Here is a 25,380-nt window from a genome sequence, read left to right as displayed (position 1 = left end):
CGGCCCTGCATCTCGGACCGCCTACCGACGCCTGCGGTGCGGCACCCGCTTGGCTACGTTGCGAGTCATGGTGCGCCGAGCAGCGGCATGGATCTACGTCCCGCGGCACAACAGCGACGCACAGTGGTTGGAGAACTCTCCAACCGCCGCGGACTGATCAGTGGTGGGGTGGTGGCACTTGTTGCAATGCCCACGACACCTCAATGATGACGTCCGTCTCGGCGAGGGAGGTTCCTGTCGCCTCCTCGAAGCGGGCCAGGCGGTAGCGGAGGGTGTTCTGATGGACAACCAGGGCGGCGGCTGCGTGCTTGATGCTGCGGTCGCAGGCCAGGTAGGTGCGCACGGACTCCAGCACCAGGGCTCCGAACTCCCCGTCCTGTGCCAGCGGCTCGACGTACTTGGACCGGAGGTGACCGCTTACCCAGGGTTCGGCCTCGACAGCCAGACGCCACGACATCTCCTCCACGCCGAAGACACCCTGGAAGGGACGGTTGGTAAGACTGAAGATGCGATCTGCTACGGCCACCGATTCAGGTATGCGGGGCAGCGACACATGAGGGCCGACCGCGACGAAACCGAGATCGGCAACCTGCGGGCGGCGCGGAGCCAGCCCCACGCACACTCCGCCAAACTGAGCCATCAGCGCCGGCCTGGCCCCAACGCTGCCGGACAGCTCGACGGCGCGGCAGAACTGCTCGGGGCTGACGCCCTCCCGGGGGAGCGCCTTGACCGCCGCATACTGCCCTGCTGGATCGAGTCCCGCGGCGGCGACCCTGCCACGACTTGTGTCGCTGTCCGCTGCGCCCGCCAGGACCGCGCGTAGCAGCTCGGCCCGCTCGAGCGAGCGACGGACCGCGTCATGGATGGCACGGTGCTGATACTCGGCCGCTGCACGTGCTGTGAACCAGTCGCCCACCGCCCACAGGAGGTTGGATCCCCGCAGCACTACCTCGACTGAGGAAGGTGTCTCGTTGGCGAACTCGATGAAGCGGTCATGGATGACGCGCAGGGAGATCCGATAGGCCCGAATGATGTCCTCGATCGGGACCCCTTGCTCGGCTCGCTCCCGGGTCGTGAACGCGGCCTCATCGCCGGTGTCGGCCTCGGGGACCTTCCCGTCTCGCAAAGTCGTGATGGCCCGGGCGATGTTCTTCTCCAGCGAGGACCGGACAGCCTCGACCGGCACGCTGCGATACGAGTTGAGCTCCCGGTAAATCAGTTCGACCGCGCTGCCGACCAGGGCGTGCCGTTCCTCATGCAGCCGCTGCGCGAGAGACGCCAGGGCACGGTTCATTTGTTCTCCCCGATCAGTACGAGGCAACCAAGGGTATAGAGGGGTTTGTCACGCATTCGCAAGGCTCAAGCCGCTGAGCAGGGCGCTGTCCCGGGCAGCAGAAGACGCTGCTGGCTATCCCCGTCATCTCGGCCTCGGGACATCGGCCGGCGGCGAGGAACTGAGGGGTCGATCTGCAGGGCCGACGACCAGGTCGCCTTCCTTAACCCGCTGGCCCTCCTCCCCGGCGAGCTTGACCATGATGCCTCAAGGCTGGCCGCGCCCGGCCTTTAGGGCAGATGAAGAAGGGCGCCGATCCCACCCGCTGGCAAGGTAGCTGGCGCGAGGAGCACGGCGAACGAACGGGTGCTGCTGGTGGCCGTGTAAGGGCCGGTTTGATCACCCGCGGACGCTGACACGTAACCGCCACTGCCACCGCAAGCCTGTACGCGGCATCACTGGGGCCTGTCCTGGGAGATTCATCGGTGATGGATCGCGGTGGCTGATCCATCTGCGGCGAACACCACGGCGCCGAAGCCGTCGCCGGCTTCCATACTCCTGCGTGCTCGCGTTGTACTCCAAGCGTCGGTCAGGTACAGGCAGGCCTCGGAGTCGAAGGGCAGCCATTCGGTGGTCGGCTTCTCCGCGCGGCTGTCTACACGTTGACCGACTCCGGCTGCCGTGAGCATGCAGGGAGTGCATTGACCTCAACCTGCGAATCCATTTAAATGAATACCCCCGGACGAGTTCCGAAGTGAACTGGGACGTCGCTTCTATGGTGCTTGTCCGGGGCCCCACGACTACCTCCTTGCAACTACACGCCAAGCTGTCGAGTGAGCGACCGAATCAGCGGCGGTCGGTGCGATCGCGCCTTCCCCCACGACGTCGGCTTCCGTCTGGCCTCTTCGGCAGAAGCCGCCAGGCAGGGCAGCACCCACTAAAGGGCGCGCAGAGAACCGGGGTAGGACGCAAGGACGAATGCGAAGGGAACGCGATGGCGTTCGACCTGCCCGCGGCAGGCTCGCCGACGCGGTCCGTCCCCGGCACCCCGGGCACAGAACGCCTCCGGTGCGGGAGGCCGCTTCGCCCTGGCAGGAGCGAAGTGCGAGCGCCGACTCCCCGCCCGCCATGGCCCCGCGCCGGAGGTCCGGACCTGCCGCCTGCACCGCACCGGCGCTTCTGTCGGCGACGCCTGAAAAGTGGACCAGTAGCGAGCTTAGGCGCCCCCTCCAGAGGGGCTGGCTCGTTGAGCCAGGCCGGGAGGAGGGGTGATCAGCGTAGATGACTGGGCGGAGATCCGCCGGCTGCACCGGGCCGAGCAGATGCCGATCCGGGTGATCGCCAGGAAGCTGGGGATCTCGAGGAACTCCGTCCGCAGAGCGATCGCGGACGACCACCGCTGAAGTACCAGCGGGTGCAGAAGGCTCGATCGTGGAAGCTGTCGAGCCGCGGATCCGTGACTGCTTGAGCAGAGCCCGGAGATGTCCGCGACTGTGATCGCCGAGCGGATCGGCTGGGCCGCGGGATGACGGTCCTCAAGGGCCGGGTCAGAGAGCTGCGGCCGGCCTACCGGCCCGGGTATCCGGCCTCACGGACGGTCTATGAGCCGGGCGAGATGTGGAAGGCCTCGCTCAGACTGCCTCGCGACCACTGCGTCCCCGCGCGGCCCGCTTCCCGGCTCGCAAGTCATTGGAGAACTTCGATTTCGACCACCAGCGGTCCTCAAACGCGAGGTCATCGCCACCTCGGGACACTCGACTTCGTCGCCTGCAAGGAGAATGTGATCTTCCTGGGCCCGCTGGCACCGGCAAGACCCACCTGGCCACCGGCCTCGTGGTCCTACTCGGTACTCGAGCTTCGTCCTTCGGCACGCTGGACCAGGTATGTCGGCGCGGAGGGATCTTCGAGATCGTCGGCGACTCGAGGCACAGGCACGGGCTGATGCCGTGGGCGTCTTGTGTAGTGGCGAGGGCAGCGGCGAAAGGCTGGCCGCGGTGACCCGATCACCGGTCGCAGGCTCGGGCCGACCGTGGCTGGTGTACCCGCCAGCCCGAGCCGCGGTCAGCAGCCGTGGCAGACGGGGCCTGCGCGCTCGAGTACGCACGGGATCGCGCAGGCGCGACCGCGGGGGTAGTGGGGGTGCGACGTTTCAACGCGCGCGAGAGACATTCGTACGCATTGCGTACGGTAAATGTACGTTACCCGTACGGTCCGTCGGGTAGTGTAGTGGCCAGGAGGTTTTCCCATGTCCGAGTTGTTCGACGCGGTCGACGCGCTGGTCGCGTCCCGCTCTCCGCTGCCGCTGGCGGAGGAGCGCAAGCGGCTGCGGATCGCACACGGCCTGACTCTGGACGAGGTGGCCGCCGCGCTGAAGGTGCGCCGGGCCACGGTGTCGGGCTGGGAGTCGGCCAAGAAGCCGGTCGAGCCGCGCGGCCCGGAACGTGAGGCCTATGCACGGCTGCTGAAAAAGCTCGCGGAGCTCTACCCCGCGCCCGCAGCAGCGCCGACCACCTCGGCCGCGGTGCCGGCCGCGTCCACCGGCCAGTCGGCCCCGGTGGAGCAGGCTATGCCTACCGGCCCGCCGTCCGATGGTGCGGCCTCGACGACACACGAGAACCTCCAGACCGCCTCCGCTCCGGCCGCCGAGCAGGCCGCGTCGCGTCCGGCGCGTACCGCCAGGAGCACGTCGATGTCGCGCCGCCCGAGCGCGCGGAAGGCGGCCCCGGCCGACACTGCGGCAGGCGGCACCGACCCGCGCTTCGAGAACAGTCCGCTCGCCGTCGTCGACGTCGACGCCGACGGCCAGGTGGTGGCGTACTGTCCCGGTGGCCTGGTCTTGGACGTGCCTGCCAAGTCTCTCCCGGCTCTGGTGGCGTGGACGCTGAAGGAGGCCCGTCTCGGGCAGCCGAGGCTGTCCGGTCCGGGGAAGGAAGCCGACCCGCTGCTGGTGCTGACCGAGGCGGCGCTGGAGCGCTACGGCCTGCCGACGATGCTTACGGAGGAGGAGCGGCACGCCGGGCGCCTGTCGGAAGGCCACAAGGTCATCAAGCAGCTCACGCGTATGGAGTGGAAGCTGACCAAGCGCGGATTCGGGCCGTGGGCGCGGATCTACCGCCCCGCGCAGGGCTCCGAGCGGGCCTGCGTGCAGCTGTGCATCCCGTCCTGGCACGCTCTCGACTCCCGCCACTGGGGCAACGCCGCCGAGCTCCCGCCGGCGGAACTCGCCCGTGTGCTGGGCGTGTACGCGTCCCGGGTGATGACGCCACGCGGCTCCACCGCCGTCACCGGCCTGGAGCTGATGACCGCGCTGCACCCGCCCACCCGTGCGTCCGAGCCGGATGCAGACGGCCGCCGGCACTCTGAGCCCAACCCCGGCAGCCTGGGCAAGGACCCGGTCGACCCGGCGCCGTGCGAGGCCCCCGACGGCCACCCGCTCCTCAAGGACCTGCCCCGCTTCCACGTCCGCGGCCCCGGCGAGAAGCTGTTCGAGGAGGCGTACGACTGGGCCCGGCCCATGACCGACGCGGAGTGCACCCTGCGCCACCTGGTTGGCATCGACGTGAACATGGCCTTCGCCGCCGGCGCCAACGGCCTGGTCGTCGGTCTCGGAGCCCCGACGCACGTCACGAACCCGGTCTTCGACCCGAAGCTGCCCGGCTCGTGGCTGGTGGACCTCTCCCACGTCGACCTGTCGAAGTTGAGGGTCGGCAAGGAGTGGGTAGAGCTGGACGGCGACCTGCTGCCCAGCCCGTTCACGCCGAAGGGCGACCGCCCGGAGGGGCCAGCCTGGTACGCGACGCCCACCGTCGCCTACGCACAGGAGCTCGGCTACGACGTCACGCCGCTGGAGGCGTATGTGCGCTACGAGAACGGCCGCTATCTGGACGCCTGGTACAACCGGCTCCGTGACGCCTACCTCGCCACGATGGCCGACCTCGGCGTCCACGCCGACCTGTCGCCAGCCGACTTCCTGGCAGCCATGGACGACTACAAGAGCCGCGACCCGCAGCTGGCGATCGTCGCCTCGGCGATCAAGGCGACGGTCAAGGGCGGCCTAGGTAAGCTGCGCGAACGCCCGCGCGGCGACGGCTGGCGGCCCGGCGCGCCGTGGCGTGCGCTGTCCCGGCCGACGTGGCGGCCGGACATCCGCGCGGCGGTCATCTCCCGCACCCGGATCAACCTGCACCGGAAGATCGTCAAGCACGCTGTGTTCACCGGCCAGTACCCGGTCGCGATCATGTCCGACTGCGTCGTGTACGCCGCCGACGGGACGACGCCGCTGGACTTCCTGCCCTATCGGGACGGCAAGCCGCTGCCCGGCGGCTTCAAGCTGGGCATCAACCCCGGCCTGGTCAAGCACGAGGGCACCCAGACCGTCCTGTGGGGCGAGGAAGTCCGCGAGCGGTTCAACGCCCCGGACCTCAACCTCGCCCGCTACATCAAAGACGGCACCGTCACCGACACCGACAACGGCGAGTAGGAGAGGACCATGACCCTGTTCGGGGACGGCCTGGACGCCGCGGTGCAGAAATCGTTCACCCGCCCGGCCCCCAAGAGCGCACCCGCGCAGATGCGCTACCTGGTCAAGCAACTCAAGGGCACCAAACCGGTCGCCCAGATGCTCCGCATCTCCCAGCGCACCGTCGAACGGTACGTCAAGAACCAGATCAAGAAACCACGCCCGGACCTCGCTGCCCGCCTGGAACGCGAAGTGAAGAAGCGATGGCAGCCGCAGATCCGCGCCAAGGCACGGAAGCATGCGGCGACGACCGGTGGCATCGTCATCGACACTCGCGCCCGGATCGGCTACACCGCGCCCGTCGGTACGACCGACGACGCCCGCCTCCGGCACCTGACCGTCGCGCTGCCGCCGCACTACGCCGCCCGCCTCTTCGACGCCCAGCAGGCCGGAGCCCCCGACCGGCAACTGCAGCAGATCGCCGCCGAAGGACTCATGGAGATCTACTTCCAGGACGGCGGCCGCCGCGCCGGCTCCCTGGAAGAGGTCCGCTTCACCGATATCGAGCACGTGGAATTCGACCTATAGGACGTGCCGCCGACGTTGTGGTGCCCCGGCAGCTCATGAGCCGAAGCACGATAGGCGTCACCAAGGCAGGCTTACCGTCACCAAGGTCAACGGGCGGGGAAGGCGACTTGATCCTCGGCCGCAAGAAGCATTCCGCGATCGCCACCCTGGTCGACCGCAGCACCCGCTACCTGATGCTGGTCCACCTGCCCGACGGCTACAACTCCGCGGCCGTGCGCGACGCCCTCATCGCCGCCGTCAACACCCTGCCACCTGACCTGAAACGGTCACTGACCTGGGATCAGGGCACTGAGATGGCTGCTCATCGCGGCTTCAGCATGGCCACCAACGTCCCGGTCTACTTCTGTGACCCCGGCAGCCCGTGGCAGCGCGGCTCGAATGAAAACACCAACGGCCTGCTCCGTCAGTACTTTCCCAAGGGCACCGACCTGTCCGTCCACACTCGCGAACACCTGAACGCGGTCGCCGCCGAACTGAACAGCAGGCCCCGCAAGACGCTCGGCTGGGAAACGCCGGCCGAGCGCCTGTCTACACTGTTCAAGGCGCAACAGAGCCGGTCGTCGGCTTTCCGTCGACACACGGCAGAACCGCGGCAGGGGGAGCGGTGAGAGTACCTGCGGAGCTGGTCGGCACCCGTGTCACACGCACGGCCTTCGACCACCAGGTCCGGATCAGCTTCACTGATCACGCCCCAGACGGCCGCATCCGCGTCGAGGGCGAGCTCGTCATCGAGACACCGTTCACCCTCACGGATTCCTCGGGCCACCAGGCCCAACTGATGCCAGCCACTGGACCGTCCTTGGCACCGGTACTCGGCCTGTTCGCCAAGTGCGTCACCGAAACGGAGGTCACCGGGCAAGGCACCCTGTCCCTCGGCTTCGACGACGGCACTCGGCTCAGCATCGAGCCAGACCCCGACTACGAGTCGTGGAACCTCTCCGGCTCAGGAATCGATCCCGTCCTGGTTGGCCCAGGCGGCGAAACCGACTGGCAACACTGATCATCGCCGCAACCGACACCGTTGCGGCACTGACCTGTTGCAACGACCGCTGGAATCCGCCCGGTGACCTCGGCGACATCGTCGGCCGGCCCCAGCCGCAGCGTGTCCAGGGTCTGACACAGCCGGGCACGAACTGGTCCGAGGAGCGTCCGCTGCGGCCGTAGACGTGGCAGAACAAACGATCCGCACTGGTCGGCGCGTCCGGCCGGAGTCAGTGGGTGACGTCCACCGCCAGGATCAGACGCCCGTCGGCGGCCTCGGGCTGCGGCAGCCCAGCCAGCACCTGCCGCAGCCGCGGCACATCCACGTGCCCGCGGTTCAGTGCCTCGTACATCGCGCCGTGCCCGCGCCGGTGCTCGGCCGTCAGCGTCAGGTCGACTACAGGCGCACCAAGACCGCTCTGTCAACAGCCTGTTCGCCGAGATACACACCAACTCCGCCGCCCTGCACGGCATTCTCGACTACTCTCTCACATTCCCCCGAGACGCCGGTGCCGCAGTGGGCCCAGTGCCGCCATTCGTTCGCCAATGAGGGCTGCCGCCGTTGCTGCCAGGGAGGCGGTGTCCTGTACCGGTAGTGGTTCGAGCGCCACGACTGCGACGGCTGTGTCCGGGGTGCCGCCGGGGCGAGGGACGGGTGTGGCCAGCGACCATGGTCCGGTCGCGTTCGCACGGGTGACCGCGAGCCCCCCGGCGTGTGTCTCTATGTCGATGCTGTCGTTGTCTGGGCTGGCGGCGTGGCCGAGCAGAGATGCCCCGGAGGGGGTGCTGGTGGCCGGCCGACGCAGTCCGATCTGGTAGGCGACATGCGTGGTAGCCGTTCCCGGTTCGACGACCATGAGGCACACCGTGTCCGTGCCGTCGAGGCGCTCGAGGATGGCGGTGGAGTGGGTCCGGTCGGCCAGGGTGCGCAGCGGCTCGTGCGCGATGGAGCGGATGTCGGAACGGGCGGCGCCGGACAACTCCACGATGGTCAGCCCGAGTTGGTAGCGGCCGTCGGTCTCCTGTCGGACCATCCCGTGCCGCTCCAGGGTGCCGAGCAGTCGGTAGGCGACCGTGCGGTGGATTTCCACCTCGCGGGAGAGGGCCGCCACCCCCAGCCCGTCCGACGCGCTCGCCAGTGCCTTCAGGATGCGGATGCCCTTGTCGAGCGTCTTCGAATCCGCCCGGGGTGCTGCTGCCTGCTGCGCGTCACTCGCTCGTGCCGAGTTCTTCTCCACGACCGTCCTGCTCTCTTCGCGCCCACAGCTTTCGTCCGCGAGCGACTTCGTCCGGACTGTTGACACCGTTGGGACCCATTTCTACGCTGTACGAAATCAGCACCTACAGTGCGAATATAGCACCTCTTCGGCGTTGGGGCAACGGACCCTCGACGCATCCGGCTTCCAACTCCTTGACTGCCCTGCTTTCCGCTGCTTGAGAAAGGCGCCGCCGCCCGTGAGCGAGACGACCCCCACCACGACCGCCGACATCATGAAGGCCGTAGTTCTGACCGCACCGAACGGCGTGGACGCGCTGGCTTGGTCGACGGTGCCGCGACCCGAACCGACTCCGGGCGAGGCGCTGGTGCGGGTGTGCGCGAGTTCGGTGATGTCTGCGGACCTGCCCACCCTCGACGGGGTGTCCGCTCCCGGCCCCGGACTGCCCGGCCCCCGGTTTCCGATGATCATGGGCAACGAGTTTGTCGGCGAGGTCGTCGAGTGCCCCGGCGGCGAACTGCCTGTGGGACAGAAGGTCGCGGCAGGCTTCGGCGGCTACGGCTTCACCCGGGACGGCGGCCAGGCTGAATACGTTCTGGCCCGCTGCCGCGACCTGTGGCCCTTCACCAGCCATCTGCCATGGACAACGCTGACCGCCCTGCCCAAGGCGTTCGGCAGCGCCGAGATGATCAAGCAGGCCATCGCCTGGCAGCAGGGCGACGTGCTGTTGGTGCGCGGTGGCTCCACTGCGATCGGTCTGGCCACCGCCGCGCTGGCCAAGTTGGACGGCGTCACCACCGTCGGCACCACCCGCAACCCGCACAAGGCCGACGCGATGCGCGAGGCCAGCTTCGACCATGTGCTGCTGGATGGCGACGACCTGGCCGCCCGGGTGGTCGAGCTGTTCCCCGACGGCGTCGGCGGCGCTGTCGAGATGCTCGGCTACCCCCATGTCGTCGAGACCCTGAAGTGCGTCAAGCCGCTCGGGACCGTCTGCATGGTCGGCATCCTCGCCGAGCAGGCGCACTCCCGGGTGGCGGCCGAGCCGCAGAATCGGCTGGCCCCGGTAGCCCCCAGCCCGCAGTGGTTCATCCCCGCGGGCGTCCGCCTGACCACCGCCATGCAGAACGGCGTCACCGTGATGAAGGTCCCCGACCCGCAGCTCAACCACATGCAGGACTGGGCCGACCGCATCGCCGAAGGCCGTATCACGGTCCCCGTGCAGGCTGTCCTACCCATGTCCCGGGCCGCCGACGCCTACCGACTGCTCGAAAGCAGCGACCGCATCGGCCGCATCGTCCTCGCCGCAGACGCCTCCAGCTGACCCCCGAACGGAGACCCACGTGAACGCCAGACCCACGCCCGCCGGGCGCCTCGGCGCATCCCGGTTCAGCCGCCGCGCCGCGCTGCGCGCGCTCGGGTTCGCCAGCGCCGGCGCCGCACTCGGCAGCACCCTGGTCGGCTGCGACTCCGACAGCACCGGCTCCGACGCCGTCGAGAAGGGTCCAGGACCCGGCGGCTACGCGCTCGACCTGGGCGGCTACCAGGGCCCAATGCCCCGCAAGTCCCAGATGACGCTGCGGGTGCTGCGCGCGGACACCCCGCCGCCGGTCAACGACTGGTACACCAAGGCGTACGCGGCCTTCCACGCGGCCTACCCGAACATCAAGATCGACGAGGAGCGGGTGCCGTTCGGCAGCCTCCAGCAGAAGGTCCAGGTCTACATCCAGTCCGGCGACGCCCCCGACATAATGATGGGCCGCACCGACCTGACCCCCTACTACGGGGCCGGCCGACTGGCCGCGCCGCTGGGTCCCTACCTCACCGAGGAATTCGTGCGCACCCAGCGGCCCTCCGTCGTCGAGGGCGCGTCGGCGGACGGCAAGCTGCTGGTGATGCCGTGGGAGGACGGCATCCCCATGGTGGTGTTCAACCTGGACCTGTTCGCCAAGGCCAAGGTGGACCCGCCGGCCGAACTCTCCCCGCAGGGAGTGACGTCGGGCTGGACGGTGCAGGACTTCCTGGACACCCTGACCGACCTCAAGGAGGGACTGGCCCGCGTCGGGGACCCCTCGCTGTTCGCGCTGGAGGCCTCCACCCTCGGTAACGGCGGCCCGGGCTCCAACTACAGCGGCTTCGAAGGCCACTTCATCCGCATGATGGGCGACCCCGAGGCGAGCAGGTCCTCCGACGCGTACCGCACCTGGGCTGCCGTCGACCCCTCCGGCTACAAGGTGACCGGCTATCTGGACTCCGACGGCGCGGTGCGCGGAATGCGCAACTACCAGCGGCTGTTCAAGGAGGGGCTGACCCCCAAGGGCGCCGTCCCCAAGCAGTTCGCCGGCGGCCAGGCCGCCGTTGGCTGGGAGGCGATGGCCCTGATCAACCGGTACAGCGCCAGCCCCGAGGACAAGCCGAAGTTCCGCTGGGGAGCCACCGTGGTGCCCCGCGGCACCACCTTCTTCGGCTGCAACCAGGCCGAGGCGCCGTTCGTCTGGTCTGGCAGCAAAAACCAGGCCGAGTCCGTGGCACTGCTGGCCTTCCTGGCCAACAAGAAGAACCGTATCGGCTACCACGCCGTGCGCGGCTCCGTGCCGGCCCGCGACGACATCGTCTCCTCACTGCCCGTCTATGAGGGCAAGCCCCAGCAACTCGGCCTGGCAGCGGGCCGGCACTACGTCAGCGCCCCCAGGACCCCCGGCTGGCCGGACTACTCCACGGCCGCAAACAGCGCCATTCGCAACATCGCGCTCGGCGCGGACGCGGCGTCCACCCTGCACGAGACCGCAGGCAAGATCGACGCCCAGCTCAAGAAGTACCGATGAGCACCGCCCACCCATTCACGGAGGTACCCGTCATGTCCAACATGACCGTGAAGGAGGGCCGTCGCCGCCGGGACGGAATTCCTGCCATGCTCATGCTGGCACCGGCGTTCATCGGCATCCTGCTGTTCCAGTATCTGCCGCTCGTGGACGTCCTCGGCACGAGTCTGCGCCACGTAAACCCCTTCACCCGCGCCGCTGAGGGCGGGCTGACCTTGGCCAACTACACCGGGCTGCTGGCCGATCCGGAGTTCCGCAGGGCGCTACTCAATACGGTTGTCTACATCGTCATCACCATCGGTCTGGAGATCCCGCTCGCCCTGGTCCTCGCGATCATGGTGAACCGGCGCCTGCCCAGCTCCCGCGCCCTACGTGCCGCTGTGATCGCGGCCATGGCGGCGTCGGAGACGGTCGGCGCGCTGGTCTGGTCGCAGATGTACGAGTCGTCGTTCGGACTGTTCAACTCGGTGCTCTCGGCCCTGCACCTGTCGCAGCAGCCGTTCCTCACCTCGGAGCACCAGGCCTTGGCCGCCATCACTGTGATGTCGGTGTGGCGGGGGGTCGGACTGCCCATGCTGGTCTTCCTGGGTGGGCTCCAGCTCATCCCGCAGGAGGTGTACGAAGCGGCGCGGCTGGACGGGGTCGGCCCCGTGCGGACTCTGCTGCAGATCACGGTGCCGCTACTCAAACCGTCGCTGGTGGTGGCAGCGTTCATGTCCACGCTGTCCGGTGCCCGCATCTTCACTCCCATCAATGTCATGACGGACGGCGGCCCGAACGGCAGCACCACCAACCTCATCTACTACTCGTACCAACAGGCTTTTAGCTTCCAGTCCTTCGGGACAGCTGCCGCGGCGGCAGTGGTCATGCTGCTTCTCCTGGTTGCGCTGTCCGTCATGCAGGCACGAATTCTGAGGAGTGAGTAAGTGGTGGCCCCGCGCTCCGCCGGCACTGCGAGCACGACCGGTCCGATGACGTCCCCAGCACCTGGGGCGGGGGAGAGTACGGCACTCTCCGGCCCCGACAGCCTCATCCGCGGCGAGCACCGGCACCCGCACCTGGGGCTGGGCGGGCGCAGATCGCGGACGACGGCACGGCACTGGCGCCGTACCACCCTCTCGGCCGCGCAGACGGCAGTCCTGGTCGTGGTGGCGTTCCTGTTTGCCTTTCCGATCCTGTGGATGTTCGCCTCCGCCTTCAAGCGGACGTCCTCGGTCGTCCGGGACGCGTTCCCATTGAGCTGGAAGAGCTTCCTGCCGGCCGAACCGACGATGGCGAACTTCGTCACCCTGTTCACCCGACTGCACTTCGGCCGCGACTTCCTGAACACGCTGATCGTGTCCGTCGCCCAGGTCACGCTGACCCTGATCGTCGCCACCTTCGCCGGCTACGCCTTCGGGCGGCTTCAGTTCCGCGGCCGGAACGTGCTGTTCGCGGCCACCTTGCTGGGAGCGTTCATCCCTGTTGAGGCGATGGTCATTCCCATGTACGGGGTGACCAAGCACCTCGGGCTGCTGTCCACCTACCCCGGCATCTTCCTGCCGTTCGCCTTCAGCCCCTTCGCCATCTACCTCATGCGGCAGAGCTTCAAGTCCCTGCCCAACGAGACCTTCGAGTCCGCCAAACTCGACGGCGCGAGCACCCTGCGACTGTTCTGGCACGTCGGACTGCCCAGCGTGCGCCCGGCCCTGGCCAGTCTGGTGCTGATCCAGTTCATCAACTCCTGGAGCAACTTCTTCTGGCCGCTTATCGCGATGCAGGACCCCGCCAAGCAGGTGGCACAGGTGTCCATGGCGGGCTACGCGGACAACGCCAACACCCCTTTGTACGGGGAGATCTTCGCCGCGTCCGCCCTGCTCACCCTGCCGCTGGTGCTCCTGGCCCTCGGCCTGCAGCGCTACTACGTCGCCGGATTGGCCAGCAGCGGCCTGAAGTAGCCCCGGGCAGCCGACCGAGCCGCCCCCTTCCCACCCCAACCCGCGCGCCAGCCGGCACGCCTCTGCTCCCAAGGAGCGTCAGCACATGCCTTCAGCTCAACCCGAGCCCATGGTCACCGTCTTCGGCACCGGCCCGAGCGCCGCAGCATACGGCCGCGGACTGCGACACTACGACATCGCGCACACCTTCACCGACCCTGCCCTCCTCGGACCCGAGCCGGACCCGAACCGGCTGCGCCGGGCCCTGCGCGACAGCGGGGACGTGGTGGTCACCGTGCCCGCCGCACCGCAGGACTTGTGGTGGTCGACTGCGGCACTCGGAGCGGGCAGGCACTGCTACGAAGCCGAGAACCCTTACCAGGACCCCGAGGGCCTGCGTGAGCTGGGCCGCACGGCCCGCTCGCGGGGCCTGCTCGCCGGCACCGGTCCCGACACCTTCCTGGGCAGCACGGTCCGGGGTGGGCAGGCCGCGCTCGCCGAGGACGTGGTGGGCACGGTGCACGGCGCCCGCGTCTGGTTCGGTGGCCCGGACCCGGAACAGAGCCGGGCCTCCGCTCGGAGTGTCGTCGACGCAGTTCTTTCGCTGTTCGGCGACGTCACTGTTGTCGAGAGTGTCCCGGAGCCGGCCGGAAGTCCCGGTGACGCTGCCCGGCCGGTATGCCGACTGCACACCGCGCGGGGCCCTGCTGTGGAGGTGTACGCCGCCGAGGACGACCAGACGGCGCGCGGCACGCTGGTCCTGGACGGGACGGGCGGCCAGGTCCGGCTGAACGGGCTGCGCCACTACGACCGGCCGCTCCACGTCCGGCTCCACGAGGACGAACCGTGGCGGGACCTGGACCTCGGCATGGCGCCGACCACCGACCAGGCCGGCGCCCTGTTCCGCGGGCCCGGAGTGCACGACCTCATCCGGGCCCTGGACGGCGGCGCTTTCGCCGCCAACGTCGACCGAGCCGCCGCTGCCGCTGAGGCGACCGCACTGCTATTGGCCGCCATTGGCACCGGAGCGACGCCGGCTCAGGCCAGCGCGGCTGTGCATGAGGGTGCCGCATGAGCGCGCCCTCGCTGCCGGAGACGATGACGGCCGCGGTCCTGGAGCGTCCCGTCGGCCCCGACGGCATCCGCGTCCAGCAGGTACCGCTGCCCCGGCCGGGCCCCGGCGAGGCACTGGTCCGGGTGCGCGCCGCCACGGTCATCTCCTCGGAACTGTCCTCCTTGTGGGGGGTCGCCGACCCGGACGGGCCCTCGTATCCGATGGTCCTGGGCAACGAGTTCGCCGGCGAGGTGGTCGTCTGCCCCGGTGGCGAGGTGCCGCTCGGGCAGAAAGTCACCACCGCCTGGGCTGGACACGGCTGGACCCGGGACGGCGGGCACGCCGAATACGTCCTGACCAACGCCGCCGACCTCATCACCTACGAGTCCACCCTGGACTTCACCACCGTTGCGGCCATGCCCAAGGCATTCACCCGGGCCGGGCTGGCCCGGCGCACCCTGCGCTGGGAGCCCGGGCAGGTGCTGCTGGTGCGCGGCGGCACCACCGCCATCGGCCTCGCGGCGGCGAGCATCGCCCGCGCTGACGGTCTGACCGTCGTCGCCACCTCCCGCTCCGAGACCAAACGCACCGCGCTGGAGCGACTGGGCTTCGGGCACGCAGTGCTCGACGACGTGCAACTCGTCGCACATGTACGCGAATTTGCGCCGGACGGCGTCGACGTCGCACTGGACACCCTGGGCTATCCCGCCGTCGCCGACACCATGAGGTGTGTGGCCGAAGGCGGAACCGTGGCCCTCATCGGGCTCCTTGAGGAACAGACGTACGCCCGGCACAGCGGGCGTCCCCTGGACGGGCGTACGGCCATCGCGCCCAGCCCGTTCCACTACATTCCGCACGGCGTCCGCCTGACCACGGCCAAGCACAAGAGCCTGAAACCCACCGACTCCCTGCGGGACTTCTTCGGAGAGCTCCAGCCCTGGCTCGACGGGGTGGAGGACGGCCGGTACCAAGTCGTCGTCGACCGGGAGTTCCCGCTGGCCGAGGTCGCCGACGCCTACCACCATCTCGCCCACCAGGACGGGGTGGGGAAGGTCGTCATCCGCGTCGGCTGAGCCGTGCGTACCCCTGCCGCCACCGAAGGCTCCGAGGCAGGGCGAACGTAGCGTCAATCATGCATTTAGCCGCACAAAGATGAGCGCTCATCGCACAGTCTTTTTTGTATCTGGCAGCGAACTCCACCTCGCAAGGAGAAGGACGTGCCGTACTACCACCAGGCGGGCCTGGTGCCGTCCAAGCGTCACACCCAGCACCGTGACCCGGAGGGCAACCTCTACTACGAGGAGCTGATGGGGGAGGAGGGCTTCTCCTCCGACTCCGCGCTGCTCTACCACCGCCACATCCCCTCGGCGGTCCGCGAGTACCGGGTCTGGGACCTCGGCGACCAGACCCTGGTGCCCAATCACCCGCTACTTCCACGCCATCTGCCCACCCACCGGCTGTTCGCCGTCGGGAACACCGGCGTCGACGCGGTGCGCGGCCGCCGGTTGCTGCTCGGCAACGAGGACGTACGGCTTGCCTACGTCGTGGCCGACAGGCCGAGCCCCTACTACCGCAACGCGATCGGTGACGAGTGCCTCTACGTCGAGGTCGGGCGTGCCCGCGTCGAGACGGTCTTCGGCGACCTGGACGCCGGCCCCGGCGACTACGTTGTGGTGCCCAGGGCCACTACCCACCGGATCGTGCCGGACGGCCCGCTGCGCCTGTTCGTGATCGAGGCCAACTCGCACATCGACCCGCCCAAGCGCTACCTGTCCGACCACGGCCAGTTGCTGGAGCACGCGCCGTACTGCGAACGCGACCTGCGCGTACCGAGCGGCCCCCGGCAGGTCGAAGAGGAGGACGTGGACGTCTACATCAAGCACCGCGGCCCCGACGGCATCGCTGGCACCGTGCACGTACTGCCCGATCACCCGTTCGACGTGGTCGGCTGGGACGGCTTCCTATACCCGTTCGCCTTCAACGTCCGTGACTTTGAGCCGATCACCGGCCGGGTCCACCAGCCGCCGCCCGTCCACCAGGTCTTCGAGGGCCATAACTTCGTGATCTGCAACTTCGTGCCGCGCAAGGTGGACTACCACCCGCAGGCCGTCCCGGTGCCGTACTACCACTCCAACGTGGACTCGGACGAGGTGATGTTCTACTGCGGTGGCGACTACGGGGCCCGCAAGGGCTCCGGGATCGGTCAGGGCTCCATCAGCCTGCACCCCGGCGGACACCCGCACGGCCCGCAGCCGGGTGCCGTGGAGGCATCCATCGGAGCGGCGTTCTTCGACGAACTGGCCGTCATGGTTGACACCTTCCGGCCGCTGTTGCTCGGCGAGGGGGCCCTCGCGGTCGACGACGGCACCTACGCCGGCTCCTGGGAGCGGAACCGGTGAGCGCCCCGCCCGGGCACCGCGAGACGGCCCAGCAGGGCGTACCGGAGCTGTTCGCCGGACTCTGCGACGACGCCGCCGCCTTCCCGCCGGGCTCTCTACCGCTAGCCCGTGCCGTGCCAGCCCACGTCGCCCACACGACAGGCGCCCACCGCCGGCTGGTCGGACCCTTCGTGCTGAGGGCCGCCGACGCCCACCAACTCGGCGCGCTTGCCACGGACCTGGCCGACGACTCCTTCGCCCTGTCCCTGACCGTGCCGCTGCCCGAGATCGCCGCCGCGCTCGCCGCCGCGGCCCGAATTCCCGCTGCACACGTGGCTGGGCTGGAGGTGACTGTCACCGACGGCGTATCGGCCGCCGAGGTGGTCCCGACGCTCACCGCTGCCCTCGAGGACACTGCGATACCGGTGTACGTGGAGGTGCCGCGCGACGAGCGGCGCGCACCGCTGCTCACCGCGCTTGGTGCCGCCGGACTGAACGCCAAGTTCCGCACCGGCGGCATCCGCGCCGGTCTCTACCCCGACGAGGCCGAACTGGCCGCGGCGATCCTGACAGCGGTCCGCGCCGGCGTGCCGTTCAAGGCGACCGCAGGACTGCACCACGCCCTGCGCAACACCGATCCGGCCACCGGCTTCGAACAGCACGGGTTCCTTAACCTGCTCACCGCCACCGGCGCAGCCCTGGGAGGCGCCGAACCGGAGGAACTCGCCGCGCTACTCGCCGACCGAGACGGCCCCCGGGTCGCCGCCCGGGTACGGGAGCTCCCGGCCCGCGTACGCGACCTGTTCCGCTCCATCGGCACCTGCTCCGTGGCCGGACCGGCACGGGAACTCGCTGGCCTCGGGCTGCTGCCCGACGACGCCGTCGCCGACCTCACCGAGGTATCCCCATGACCACACTCACTACTCGGCTCTCCGTGCCGGCCGACTCCCCGTTCGGCCCGGCCAACCTGCCCTACGGCATCTACTCCGTCCCCGGCCAGCCGCCCCGCCCCGCCACCCGGTACGGCGACCACGTCGTCGACCTGGGGCTGCTGCTCGGGGAGCAGGGCGAGAACGCCGTCTTCACCGAGCCCACCCTGAACGCCTTCATGGCCCAGGGCCACGACCGCTGGACCGAGGTCAGGGCGGTACTGCAGGCGGCCCTGCGCGAGGAGATCGCCGCCGCGGCAGTCCACGACCTGGACGCCGTGACCCTGCACCTGCCCGTAGAAGTTGCCGACTACGTCGACTTCTACGCCTCCGAGCACCACGCGGCCAACCTGGGCCGGCTGTTCCGGCCGCAGAACCCCGATCCGCTCACCCCGAACTGGAAGCACCTGCCGATCAGCTACCACGGCCGGTCTGCTTCCATCGTGGTCTCGGGCACCGACATCGTCCGCCCGGCCGGCCAGCGCAAGGGCCCTGACGACGCGGTCCCCGTCTTCGGACCGTCCGCCCGCCTGGACATCGAGGCCGAGCTCGGCTTCGTCGTCGGCACCGGAAACCCGATGGGCGAGCCGATCTCCGTAGAGGAGGCGGAGCAGCACATCTTCGGCGCCGTCCTGTTCAACGACTGGTCCGCCCGCGACATCCAGGCCTGGGAATACATCCCGCTGGGCCCCAACCTCGGCAAGTCCTTCGCCTCCACCGTCTCCCCGTGGGTGGTCCCGCTGCCCGCCCTGGACGGTGCCCGGGTCGACACGCCGGTCCAGGAACCGGCCGTACTGCCGTATCTGGCCATGGACCGGCCGTGGGGCCTGGACGTCGATTTCGAGGTGCGGTGGAACGGCGAGGTCGTCAGCCGACCGCCGTACGCCGCCGTGTACTGGTCCCCGGCTCAGATGCTCGCCCACCTCACCGTCAACGGCGCCCCCACCCGCACCGGCGACCTCTTCGCCTCCGGCACCGTCTCCGGCCCCGAGAAAGACCAGCGGGGCGCCTTCATCGAACTCACCTGGGGCGGCACCGAACCGGTCATGGTCGCCGGCGCCACGCGCACCTTCCTTCACAACGGCGACGAGATCGTGCTCACCGCGACCGCCCCCGGACCGGGCGGTACCCGGATCGGCTTCGGCGAGGCGCGCGGCCGGATCCTCGCCCACCCTTCCGACGGCAGGTAGGAGGCCTGATGGACAAGGTCATCACCACGGCCACCGAGGCCGTCGCCGACATACCGCCGGGCGCCAGGCTCGCCGTAGGCGGCTTCGGACTGTGCGGCATCCCATCCGCCTTGATCCAGGCCCTGCTGGAGGCCGGCACCGACCGACTGGAGGTCGTCTCACCACGTCCGTGCCCTCGCCGACCTCGCACATGCCGGATGGCAGCCGTCCGACTGGGCGCGCGTCATGCTTCAACGACGCCGCAAAACCGTCGTGGCCTGCGACACCTGCCACGACCGCATCCATTCGGAACGATCAGCCAGACCACTCACGCAGTAATCATCGGAGAGCCGGATGACCGGGAAACCGTCATGTCCGGTTCGGCGGGAGGCCGCGCGGAACAGGATCTGCCACGGCAGACACCTCGCCGCGCGGCCGACCCAACCGCCTGGCTCCACGGCTTCCGTCGGCTGTGCATCCGCTGGGAACGACGCGACGACATCCACGAAGCATTCCTCGGCCTCGCCGTCTGCCTGATCACCCACCGCCACGTCCAGAGGCTTTGTTACTGAGCTTTTCGAAGGGTTGTCGCAGTCAGTGGGGTGGTGGCAGTCCCGTTCCGGTGAGGCAGCCGTCGATGAGCTGGGGTCTGCGTTGGATGCGGCGCATGCCGGAACGGACGGCCCTGACCAAGTGATCTCGGTCGGTGAAGACTATGTTGGCGGTCGTGGACCGTCGCAGCAGTGAGTCCCAGATCACCACGATGGGGCCGCCGAGTTGGAGGTGGGCCCGCACGATCAGGTCGCGGTAGTCCTGCCAGCTGAAGCCGCGGTGATCGCCACGCAGATGTCCCTGGACGCGCGGCCGATAGATCAGCCGGCTGCGTTCGCCGGTCTTGTAGCACCCATGAGGGCTGGGGCTGTCAAGACACATGACGCCCCGGCCCGGCTCGTTCCGTAGCGGCCCGCACCGGGTTGATCGCGGTGGGAGACAGGGACGTTGGGCCGCTGGTTCCCCGAATGCCGGTCGTGCGGAGGAGACTCGCACGCACCCATTCGATCCCGGCCGACCGGGCCGGATCATGACCTTCCTTCGGGGGCCGGGCTGCTCATTAGCTCGGCCGTGGCCGGCTCATGCTACAAGGCGAGCTCGCCCGGGGCTTGCCGTCCCGTCCGGGGGTGTTGTCGTCATGCCGTGGTGCACGGCTCCTTCGGCTGCTGGGCCGCGTCGAGGTCGCGCAGCACGTGATAGGCGTGGGTGAGGAGTTTGCGGGCGACCGAGACGGTGGCGATCTTCCGGCCGCGGCGGTGCGCGATCTGCTCGAAGACGGTGGCGTAGGGCGGGGTGCGTTTGGCGGTCTGCGCGGCCTGGGTCATGATCCAGCGCAGCCATGGGTCTGCGGGTGCCGATTTTTCATCGGTCCAGCTCAGGCTGCGTGTTGGTACTCGTGAAGGATTCCGCCAAGCCGATCTCGTCGGCGGATCTCCAGGCGTCTGATCTGCCCTGGGTCGGTGATCGGTTCGGACAGGGAGCGGAGCGGGGCGGCTTGATTCAGGGCCCGGTGGGGCCGGTGCCCGTTGTAGTGCGACTCGAACTCGCGTAGTGCGTGCAGGAGATGGCGCCGGTCCCAGATGAGGGTGCGGTCCAGCAGTTCGTGTCGGCAGGTCTGTATCCACCGCTCCATGATGGAGTTCATCCTCGGCATCCGGACACCGCTGGTGACGACCTCCAGCCCGGCATCGGTCAACACGGTGTCGAAGGCCTGCGTGAACTTCGAGTCGCGGTCGCGTATCAGGAACCTGGCCTTGCTGCCTGCGTCCTCCAGGTCCATGACGAGGTTGCGTCCGAGCTGCACGATCCAGTCCGCGGTGGGGTGAGCGGTGGCGCCCAGGATCCGGATGCGCCTGGTGGCGTGTTCGATGACGGCGAAGACGTACAGGCGCGCTCCGGTCAGGGTGCGGGTCTCGAACAGGTCGCAGGCGAGCAGCGCGTCGGCCTGGCCGCGCAAGAAGGCGGCCCAGGTGGTGCTCTCCCTCTCGCGTGCGGGCGGGATGCCGTGCTCCCGGAGGGTCTCCCAGACCGTGGAGGCTGCGACCTTGATGCCCAGCGCCGCGAGTTCGCCGTGGATGCGGCGATACCCCCACGAGCTGTTTTCGCGGGCGAGGCGCAGGACCAGGGCGCGGATCGAGCGGATGGTGCGCGGTCGTCCTCGTCGTTTCGGCCCGCAGGTCGCGGCATGGCGTCGCTTGAGCAGGTCGCGGTGCCAGCGAAGAATCGTCTCCGGGCGTATCAGGAGCAGGAGGTGCCCCAGCTTCTCCCTCGACAGGTGATGGAGCAGGCCGGCGAGGACTGCGCGGTCGGTGTCGGTGAACGCGGGCCTGCCGACCTGGCGCTGCAGGACCAGTAACTGGTGGCGCAGCGCCAGGATCTCCACGTCCTTCTCCCGGTCGCTCATTGGCAACAGGCGCAGGAGCGTGAAGGTGTTCGTCACGGCGAGATAGGCCAGGCGCAACAGCACGACAGGCCATGATGCCGCCTGTTCCCGGTCAAGGTGAAGACAGCTGGGCGAGCGACGGGCACGGCCGGAGATCAGTGATCAAGGGTGACCTGGCCGGATGATTTATCGGCTGCCGAAGTCCTCTAGCGGGTCGAACGCCAGTAAGGGAGTCGGCGACCTCCCGTCTACTCGCGCTCTTGCCGGGAGCGGTTGGCGGCAGAGTCGGATCGCCAACTGGTGCCGGCGCCCGCGTCTCGATGGCCGGGGCGCGCATCGTGCGCCAGCTGGTGCGCGGCGCGGTGACGACGTGGACCAGGACGACGACGGTCTGACGCCTCACGCCGCCCCGCACCCGGGCGCCAGTCGGTGACCTCTCCCTTTGGTTATGGGGGAATCGCGGCCGCGTGTGACGCGCGCCTACCCAGTCCATCGCATGCCGATTCGTGAGAGTTGCTCGATCCGCTCCGGTGACAGGGACGCGGCCCGCGAGCGCTGGTTGCTGATCCATGCTCCCAGTCGGAGCTGCCGTACTTCCTGGCCCTGGCTGCTGCCGCCGTTCCCGTCGCCGCCGACGAGGATCCGTTCGACGTGTTTCCTGGGTACCCGAAGGTGCCCCTCGCGTTCGTAGTACTGGCGGGCGGCCTGGTAGTTCAGTGCCCATTTGTCGGCCTGGCTGGTCCGTGGTCTGGGTTTCTCGTTCTCGCCGGCGGGTGAGATCCCGAGGATGTGCTCGCACATCCACTGCTGGACGGTCGTCAGCTTGTCCCAGCCGAGCCGGACGGACCGTACCCACCGGCCGAGGTCCTCGCCCTGGTGCACGACGTCACCGGGCTCGGTCGGCAGCTCGCCGCCGGCCTCCAGGTGTTGCCGGACCAGATGGAAGCACCGCTGCCACTCCACCGGCCAGGCGGGGCACCAGGCCGGGTCGATGTCCTCAAGCTGTTCGCGCCGTTCCTGCGTCAGCGCTCCGGTCGCCGATGGAACGGGCAGGCCTTCGGCGCGCCGCTGTTCGATCTCCTGTGCCTTCCGGGCGGCGGCCCTGGCGTTCTTCAGAAAGATCCCGACCTTGGCTCCCTGGTACGTGGCATCGAGCGGGGCCAGGGCGTGCCCGTGTTCGGCGGCCCACCCTCGAACGGCAGCCAGACCCTCTTCCCACGCGACGTCGAAGTGCGACCACACCATCCCCAGCTTCTCCAGCTGCGCGATGCGGTCGTCGTCCATGTCCCCGCGGGCGTAGAACCTCCGAGCGTCGGCGATCCATTGCCCCAGGGGAAAACCGGCGAGCGCGGCCGGCCACTCCTCGGGCTCGGCCTTCTGGTCGTCGCGGCCGGGCACGCGGTACGTGAACGGGACCTTCAGGTCGTCGTGGAGCCGGTGGTAGATGCTGGCGGCCTCGATGCCGCGCCGCCAGTGCTGGTGCTCGGGGTTGAGGACGCGCAGGTTGATGAACGCGGCCAGCTGGGCGGGGTCGCGCGGCGTGCTGAACTTCAGTAGCTCCCGGGCCGGCACGGACAACCGGTCGCTTCGGTCGCTCCCGGCTTCCTCACCTTCCACCCAGCTGCGGCTCTGCACGCCCCGGACGCGGCTTGGCGCCTGCTGCTCGGCCAGAGCTTCCACGACGCGGGCATCGTGCGCCCTGAGCGCCTCCAGCAGCTTCGCCAACCCGCCGAACGCGCGGCTCGTCAGCATGCTGTCCGCTGTCTCGCCCGGCCCAAGCAGGACCGGCACGACCAGGCTGGCCACCTTCCCCTCGCCGGGCTGCATCCGCAGCGCGCGGCCGACGGCCTGGACGAGGTCGGGCATGGAGCCGCGCACGTCCGCGAAGTACACGGAGTCGCAGCGGGATGTGTCGACGCCCTCGCCGAGAATGCGAACGCTGCTCAGGAAGGTCTTCTCCACGACGGTGCCGTCCGTGGCGATCCCGGCCGCGAACTCGCCCAGTACACGGCGCCGGTGGAGCGGCTTGTGCTCCCCACACAGCCAGTCGACCCACACCGTGCGCGGGTACAGCTCCGGGTCGGCGGCGTGCAGCCGCTTGGCGACGTCCGGGAGGCCGGCCGCGAACGCCTCGGCCTCCTTCACCATGTGGTGGAAGACGAGCGTCATGCGGAAGCCTTCCTCGGCCGACGCCTTCACCAGCGCCGTCTGCAGAGCAGCGAGCCGCGCCCCGCGCACCTGCTCCGAGCGCCCCTCCACGCCCAGGAGCTGGGCGGCCTGGAGCTGGGTATCAGTGATGTCCACGCACACCACCTGGTACGGCGCACAGATTCCGCGGTCGACGGCCTCCGAGAGCGTCAAAGTGAAAGACCTGCTGCCGAACGGCCCGTCCGGATCGTCTTCCATCGAGGCCACCAACTCGCCCGGCGCGCCCTGCTCAGCGTCCTCGTCCAGCTGCCACAGCCGCGGCGTGGCCGTCATGTACAACCGCCGCAGGGATGGGATACGGGTGTTGTCGTGCACGACCGCCCACGGCTTGCCGATCCGACCCGACGTCCGGTGCGCCTCGTCCACGACGATCAGCGACCACCCCGGAAGGCCGGCCTTGTGGGCGCGTTCCAGAGTGCCGAGCCCGAGCGAAGCGTACGTGGCAAAGACGGTGACCTTGTCGAGCGGCCGCACCCAGTCGACCAGCTCGCCCACGTCTGTGGTGTTCGGGAAGGGCACCTCCCCACCCCGCAGGGACGAGACCCCGATCATCGGGCCTGTGCGGCCGCCCTCGCGCCACGCGGCCTCGGTCTGTGCCAGCAGGTCCAACGAGGGCACGAGAACCAGCACACGGCCCGCTCGCAGCTCCTCGGCGCTCCGGGTGGCGACGAGGGTCTTGCCGGTTCCGGTCGCCATGATCACCTGAGTGCGAAGCCCTCGCCCTGGCACAGTGGATCTTGCAGGCAATTCAAGAGCCCGCAGCACCGCGTCCACGGCTTCACGCTGATGGGGACGCAGCTGCTTCACTGCCATTCGAGTCTGCCTTCCTCTGCGGGACCGCGTAGGGCCGTCAACACGGCAGGAAGCTGAAAACTCCCACGCCGGGGCGCACGCTCGGCTGCCTTGATCCTCTCCGATGCCCGCTCACTGCCTCGGATCAGTATCCAGGGGAGCGTGATCAGAACCGCCTCCCCCTTCCCTCATCGATGCTGCCGCCTCACTCCAGAGTCTATCCGATACACAAAATGAAGCAGAGCTTTCGCAGGACATGCCAGATACCCGACTCGAAAACGTGCCAGTTACCTGACTCCTGGTCAGGGAAACCGAACCTCCATGAACCTAGCCCTGACACTTCAAGCCGCCTCGGATAACGGCGGCGGGAATCCAGCCGTCATCCTGCTCCTGTGCCTTTTCCTGATCATGGGGGCGGTCCAGGTGGTACGCCCCCAACTGCTATGGAAGCTGAACAGCCGGCTGCAACGGGACTGGGTGAAGAATCCTGAGGCGACTGAACCAACCAGCAAGGGCTACGCCATGCAGCGGGGCACCGGGATCCTCTTCCTCGCAGTCGCTACCTGGATGCTCATCCAGCAGCTCCAGCAGGCGTGACACTCAGCCAGACCCCGGGCCCCGTGCCAGAGCCAGGTGATGCACGAGTAGATGGGCTTCTACTCATGCCTGCGGAGACGGTGACGGGGCATACGGACTTCATCCGTTTGAGAGGAGCTTGTTCATGCTTGGCATAGTCGCGGCGGTGCTGTTTTTCTTCGCGTTTTTGATCAACGCGGCAGAGATCGGTACCAACGATGTGTTCTCCTCAACGAACGTAATGCTGCTGGGGTTGACGACTCTGGCCCTGCATGTGGCCGGAGTCGGTACCGCCCGGACCCGCAGACGCTGATCCCGCCCGGCAGGCTCGGTGACAGACCGTCACCGAGCCTGCCGACTCCCCGACTACGCGAACCCCCGACGCTAGTAGCCAGCCAAGCCCGCGAAGCGGGCCCCCGGTCCTGGAGGCGCAGCCGGAAGGACCGCAGGCGGGGGAGCGCAGCGGACCCGCCCCTCAGGCCGGAGCGAAGCGCAGGCCTGGCAGCGGGACGAAGTCCCGCCGGTCCGGGAGCGCAGCGAACGGACCGTCACCCTGCCTGCGAAGCAGGCAGGGTGAGCGGGCG

At 68.9% G+C, this 25,380-nt stretch carries 22 protein-coding genes and 6 pseudogenes; 20 read left to right on the top strand and 8 right to left on the bottom strand.

The features are described from left to right. Positions 1-157: 157 nt before the first annotated feature. Entirely contained in the window at positions 158-1,294 is a 1,137-nt protein-coding gene (locus IE260_RS33660; RefSeq protein ID WP_189878853.1) for a helix-turn-helix domain-containing protein, read from the bottom strand. 458 nt (positions 1,295-1,752) lie between these two features. Next, positions 1,753-1,962, bottom strand: coding sequence for a hypothetical protein (locus IE260_RS33655; RefSeq protein WP_189878852.1), 210 nt, complete (start codon positions 1,960-1,962; stop codon positions 1,753-1,755). A 360-nt stretch (positions 1,963-2,322) separates the two neighbouring features. Here IE260_RS33655 and IE260_RS42095 point away from each other — a divergent pair. The 7 genes and pseudogenes from IE260_RS42095 to IE260_RS33625 all read left to right on the top strand — a co-directional run. After that, positions 2,323-2,421, top strand: a pseudogene (locus IE260_RS42095) (5-deoxy-glucuronate isomerase); the annotation flags it as partial. A 120-nt stretch (positions 2,422-2,541) separates the two neighbouring features. Next, complete coding sequence (locus IE260_RS42090) at positions 2,542-2,676, top strand: helix-turn-helix domain-containing protein (protein WP_229881541.1); 135 nt, start codon at positions 2,542-2,544, stop codon at positions 2,674-2,676. A gap of 214 nt (positions 2,677-2,890) precedes the next feature. Further along, positions 2,891-3,271: an ATP-binding protein gene (locus tag IE260_RS43205; RefSeq protein ID WP_189878993.1), complete on the top strand. Its 381-nt coding sequence runs from the start codon at positions 2,891-2,893 to the stop codon at positions 3,269-3,271. A gap of 247 nt (positions 3,272-3,518) precedes the next feature. Then, positions 3,519-5,753 carry a telomere-associated protein Tap gene (gene tap, locus IE260_RS33640; RefSeq protein ID WP_189878850.1) on the top strand — a complete coding sequence of 745 codons (2,235 nt, stop codon included), beginning with the start codon at positions 3,519-3,521 and terminating at the stop codon, positions 5,751-5,753. 9 nt (positions 5,754-5,762) lie between these two features. Continuing rightward, complete coding sequence (tpg, locus tag IE260_RS33635) at positions 5,763-6,320, top strand: telomere-protecting terminal protein Tpg (protein WP_189878848.1); 558 nt, start codon at positions 5,763-5,765, stop codon at positions 6,318-6,320. Between the two features lie 98 nt (positions 6,321-6,418). Beyond that, positions 6,419-6,928, top strand: a pseudogene (locus IE260_RS33630) (IS30 family transposase); the annotation flags it as partial. Beyond that, a complete protein-coding gene (locus IE260_RS33625; RefSeq protein WP_189878846.1) occupies positions 6,925-7,320 on the top strand; it encodes a DUF6188 family protein in 396 nt (131 codons plus the stop codon). The pseudogene IE260_RS33630 and the gene IE260_RS33625, both read left to right, overlap by 4 nt. 62 nt (positions 7,321-7,382) lie before the next feature. Here the strand turns inward: IE260_RS33625 and IE260_RS33620 are convergent. Both IE260_RS33620 and IE260_RS33615 read right to left on the bottom strand, forming a co-directional pair. Next, positions 7,383-7,699, bottom strand: a pseudogene (locus IE260_RS33620) (transposase); the annotation flags it as partial. A 90-nt stretch (positions 7,700-7,789) separates the two neighbouring features. Beyond that, positions 7,790-8,539, bottom strand: a complete 750-nt coding sequence (locus IE260_RS33615; RefSeq protein WP_189878844.1) for an IclR family transcriptional regulator — start codon at positions 8,537-8,539, stop codon at positions 7,790-7,792. Positions 8,540-8,756: 217 nt separating this feature from the next. Here IE260_RS33615 and IE260_RS33610 point away from each other — a divergent pair, with 217 nt between their 5' ends. The 11 genes and pseudogenes from IE260_RS33610 to IE260_RS33560 form a co-directional block, all read left to right on the top strand. Beyond that, complete coding sequence (locus IE260_RS33610; RefSeq protein WP_189878843.1) at positions 8,757-9,842, top strand: zinc-binding dehydrogenase; 1,086 nt, start codon at positions 8,757-8,759, stop codon at positions 9,840-9,842. Positions 9,843-9,861: 19 nt separating this feature from the next. Continuing rightward, positions 9,862-11,343, top strand: a complete 1,482-nt coding sequence (locus IE260_RS33605) for an ABC transporter substrate-binding protein (RefSeq protein WP_189878841.1) — start codon at positions 9,862-9,864, stop codon at positions 11,341-11,343. Between the two features lie 32 nt (positions 11,344-11,375). Beyond that, positions 11,376-12,266, top strand: a complete 891-nt coding sequence (locus IE260_RS33600; protein ID WP_189878839.1) for a carbohydrate ABC transporter permease — start codon at positions 11,376-11,378, stop codon at positions 12,264-12,266. Positions 12,267-12,311: 45 nt separating this feature from the next. Then, positions 12,312-13,277, top strand: a complete 966-nt coding sequence (locus IE260_RS33595; protein ID WP_189878837.1) for a carbohydrate ABC transporter permease — start codon at positions 12,312-12,314, stop codon at positions 13,275-13,277. A gap of 85 nt (positions 13,278-13,362) precedes the next feature. Next, positions 13,363-14,331 carry a hypothetical protein gene (locus IE260_RS33590; protein ID WP_189878835.1) on the top strand — a complete coding sequence of 323 codons (969 nt, stop codon included), beginning with the start codon at positions 13,363-13,365 and terminating at the stop codon, positions 14,329-14,331. Beyond that, the gene (locus tag IE260_RS33585) at positions 14,328-15,383 is read left to right on the top strand and encodes a zinc-binding dehydrogenase (protein WP_189878833.1); all 1,056 of its coding nucleotides are present in this window, start codon (positions 14,328-14,330) and stop codon (positions 15,381-15,383) included. Before IE260_RS33590 ends, IE260_RS33585 begins: the two co-directional genes overlap by 4 nt. Before the next feature lie 144 nt (positions 15,384-15,527). Further along, positions 15,528-16,709 carry a homogentisate 1,2-dioxygenase gene (locus IE260_RS33580; protein ID WP_189878831.1) on the top strand — a complete coding sequence of 394 codons (1,182 nt, stop codon included), beginning with the start codon at positions 15,528-15,530 and terminating at the stop codon, positions 16,707-16,709. Next, the gene (locus tag IE260_RS33575; protein WP_229881538.1) at positions 16,706-17,599 is read left to right on the top strand and encodes a hypothetical protein; all 894 of its coding nucleotides are present in this window, start codon (positions 16,706-16,708) and stop codon (positions 17,597-17,599) included. Before IE260_RS33580 ends, IE260_RS33575 begins: the two co-directional genes overlap by 4 nt. Next, a complete protein-coding gene (gene fahA, locus IE260_RS33570) occupies positions 17,596-18,807 on the top strand; it encodes a fumarylacetoacetase (RefSeq protein ID WP_189878829.1) in 1,212 nt (403 codons plus the stop codon). The genes IE260_RS33575 and fahA overlap by 4 nt, the downstream gene beginning before the upstream one ends. 8 nt (positions 18,808-18,815) lie before the next feature. Next, a pseudogene (locus IE260_RS33565) lies at positions 18,816-18,968 on the top strand (CoA-transferase); the annotation flags it as partial. 264 nt (positions 18,969-19,232) lie between these two features. Beyond that, positions 19,233-19,358: pseudogene (locus IE260_RS33560) on the top strand (IS5/IS1182 family transposase); the annotation flags it as partial. 22 nt (positions 19,359-19,380) lie between these two features. Here the strand turns inward: IE260_RS33560 and IE260_RS33555 are convergent. The 4 genes and pseudogenes from IE260_RS33555 to IE260_RS33540 all read right to left on the bottom strand — a co-directional run. Next, a pseudogene (locus IE260_RS33555) lies at positions 19,381-19,689 on the bottom strand (IS630 family transposase); the annotation flags it as partial. A 284-nt stretch (positions 19,690-19,973) separates the two neighbouring features. Further along, entirely contained in the window at positions 19,974-20,162 is a 189-nt protein-coding gene (locus IE260_RS33550; RefSeq protein WP_189878825.1) for a hypothetical protein, read from the bottom strand. Between the two features lie 50 nt (positions 20,163-20,212). Next, positions 20,213-21,304 carry an integrase core domain-containing protein gene (locus tag IE260_RS33545; RefSeq protein ID WP_189878823.1) on the bottom strand — a complete coding sequence of 364 codons (1,092 nt, stop codon included), beginning with the start codon at positions 21,302-21,304 and terminating at the stop codon, positions 20,213-20,215. A 396-nt stretch (positions 21,305-21,700) separates the two neighbouring features. After that, positions 21,701-24,241, bottom strand: a complete 2,541-nt coding sequence (locus tag IE260_RS33540; protein WP_189878821.1) for a DEAD/DEAH box helicase — start codon at positions 24,239-24,241, stop codon at positions 21,701-21,703. 300 nt (positions 24,242-24,541) lie between these two features. On the opposite strand from IE260_RS33540, the gene IE260_RS33535 reads away from it, so the two are divergent. Beyond that, positions 24,542-24,817, top strand: a complete 276-nt coding sequence (locus IE260_RS33535) for a DUF6199 family natural product biosynthesis protein (protein WP_229881536.1) — start codon at positions 24,542-24,544, stop codon at positions 24,815-24,817. Positions 24,818-24,941: 124 nt separating this feature from the next. Beyond that, positions 24,942-25,109, top strand: a complete 168-nt coding sequence (locus IE260_RS33530; RefSeq protein ID WP_189878819.1) for a hypothetical protein — start codon at positions 24,942-24,944, stop codon at positions 25,107-25,109. Positions 25,110-25,380 lie beyond the last annotated feature (271 nt).

Origin of the sequence: Streptomyces viridiviolaceus (assembly GCF_014650995.1) — a bacterium.
Taxonomy (GTDB): Bacteria; Actinomycetota; Actinomycetes; order Streptomycetales; family Streptomycetaceae; genus Streptomyces; species Streptomyces viridiviolaceus.
This window is presented reverse-complemented; position numbering and strand designations above follow the sequence as displayed.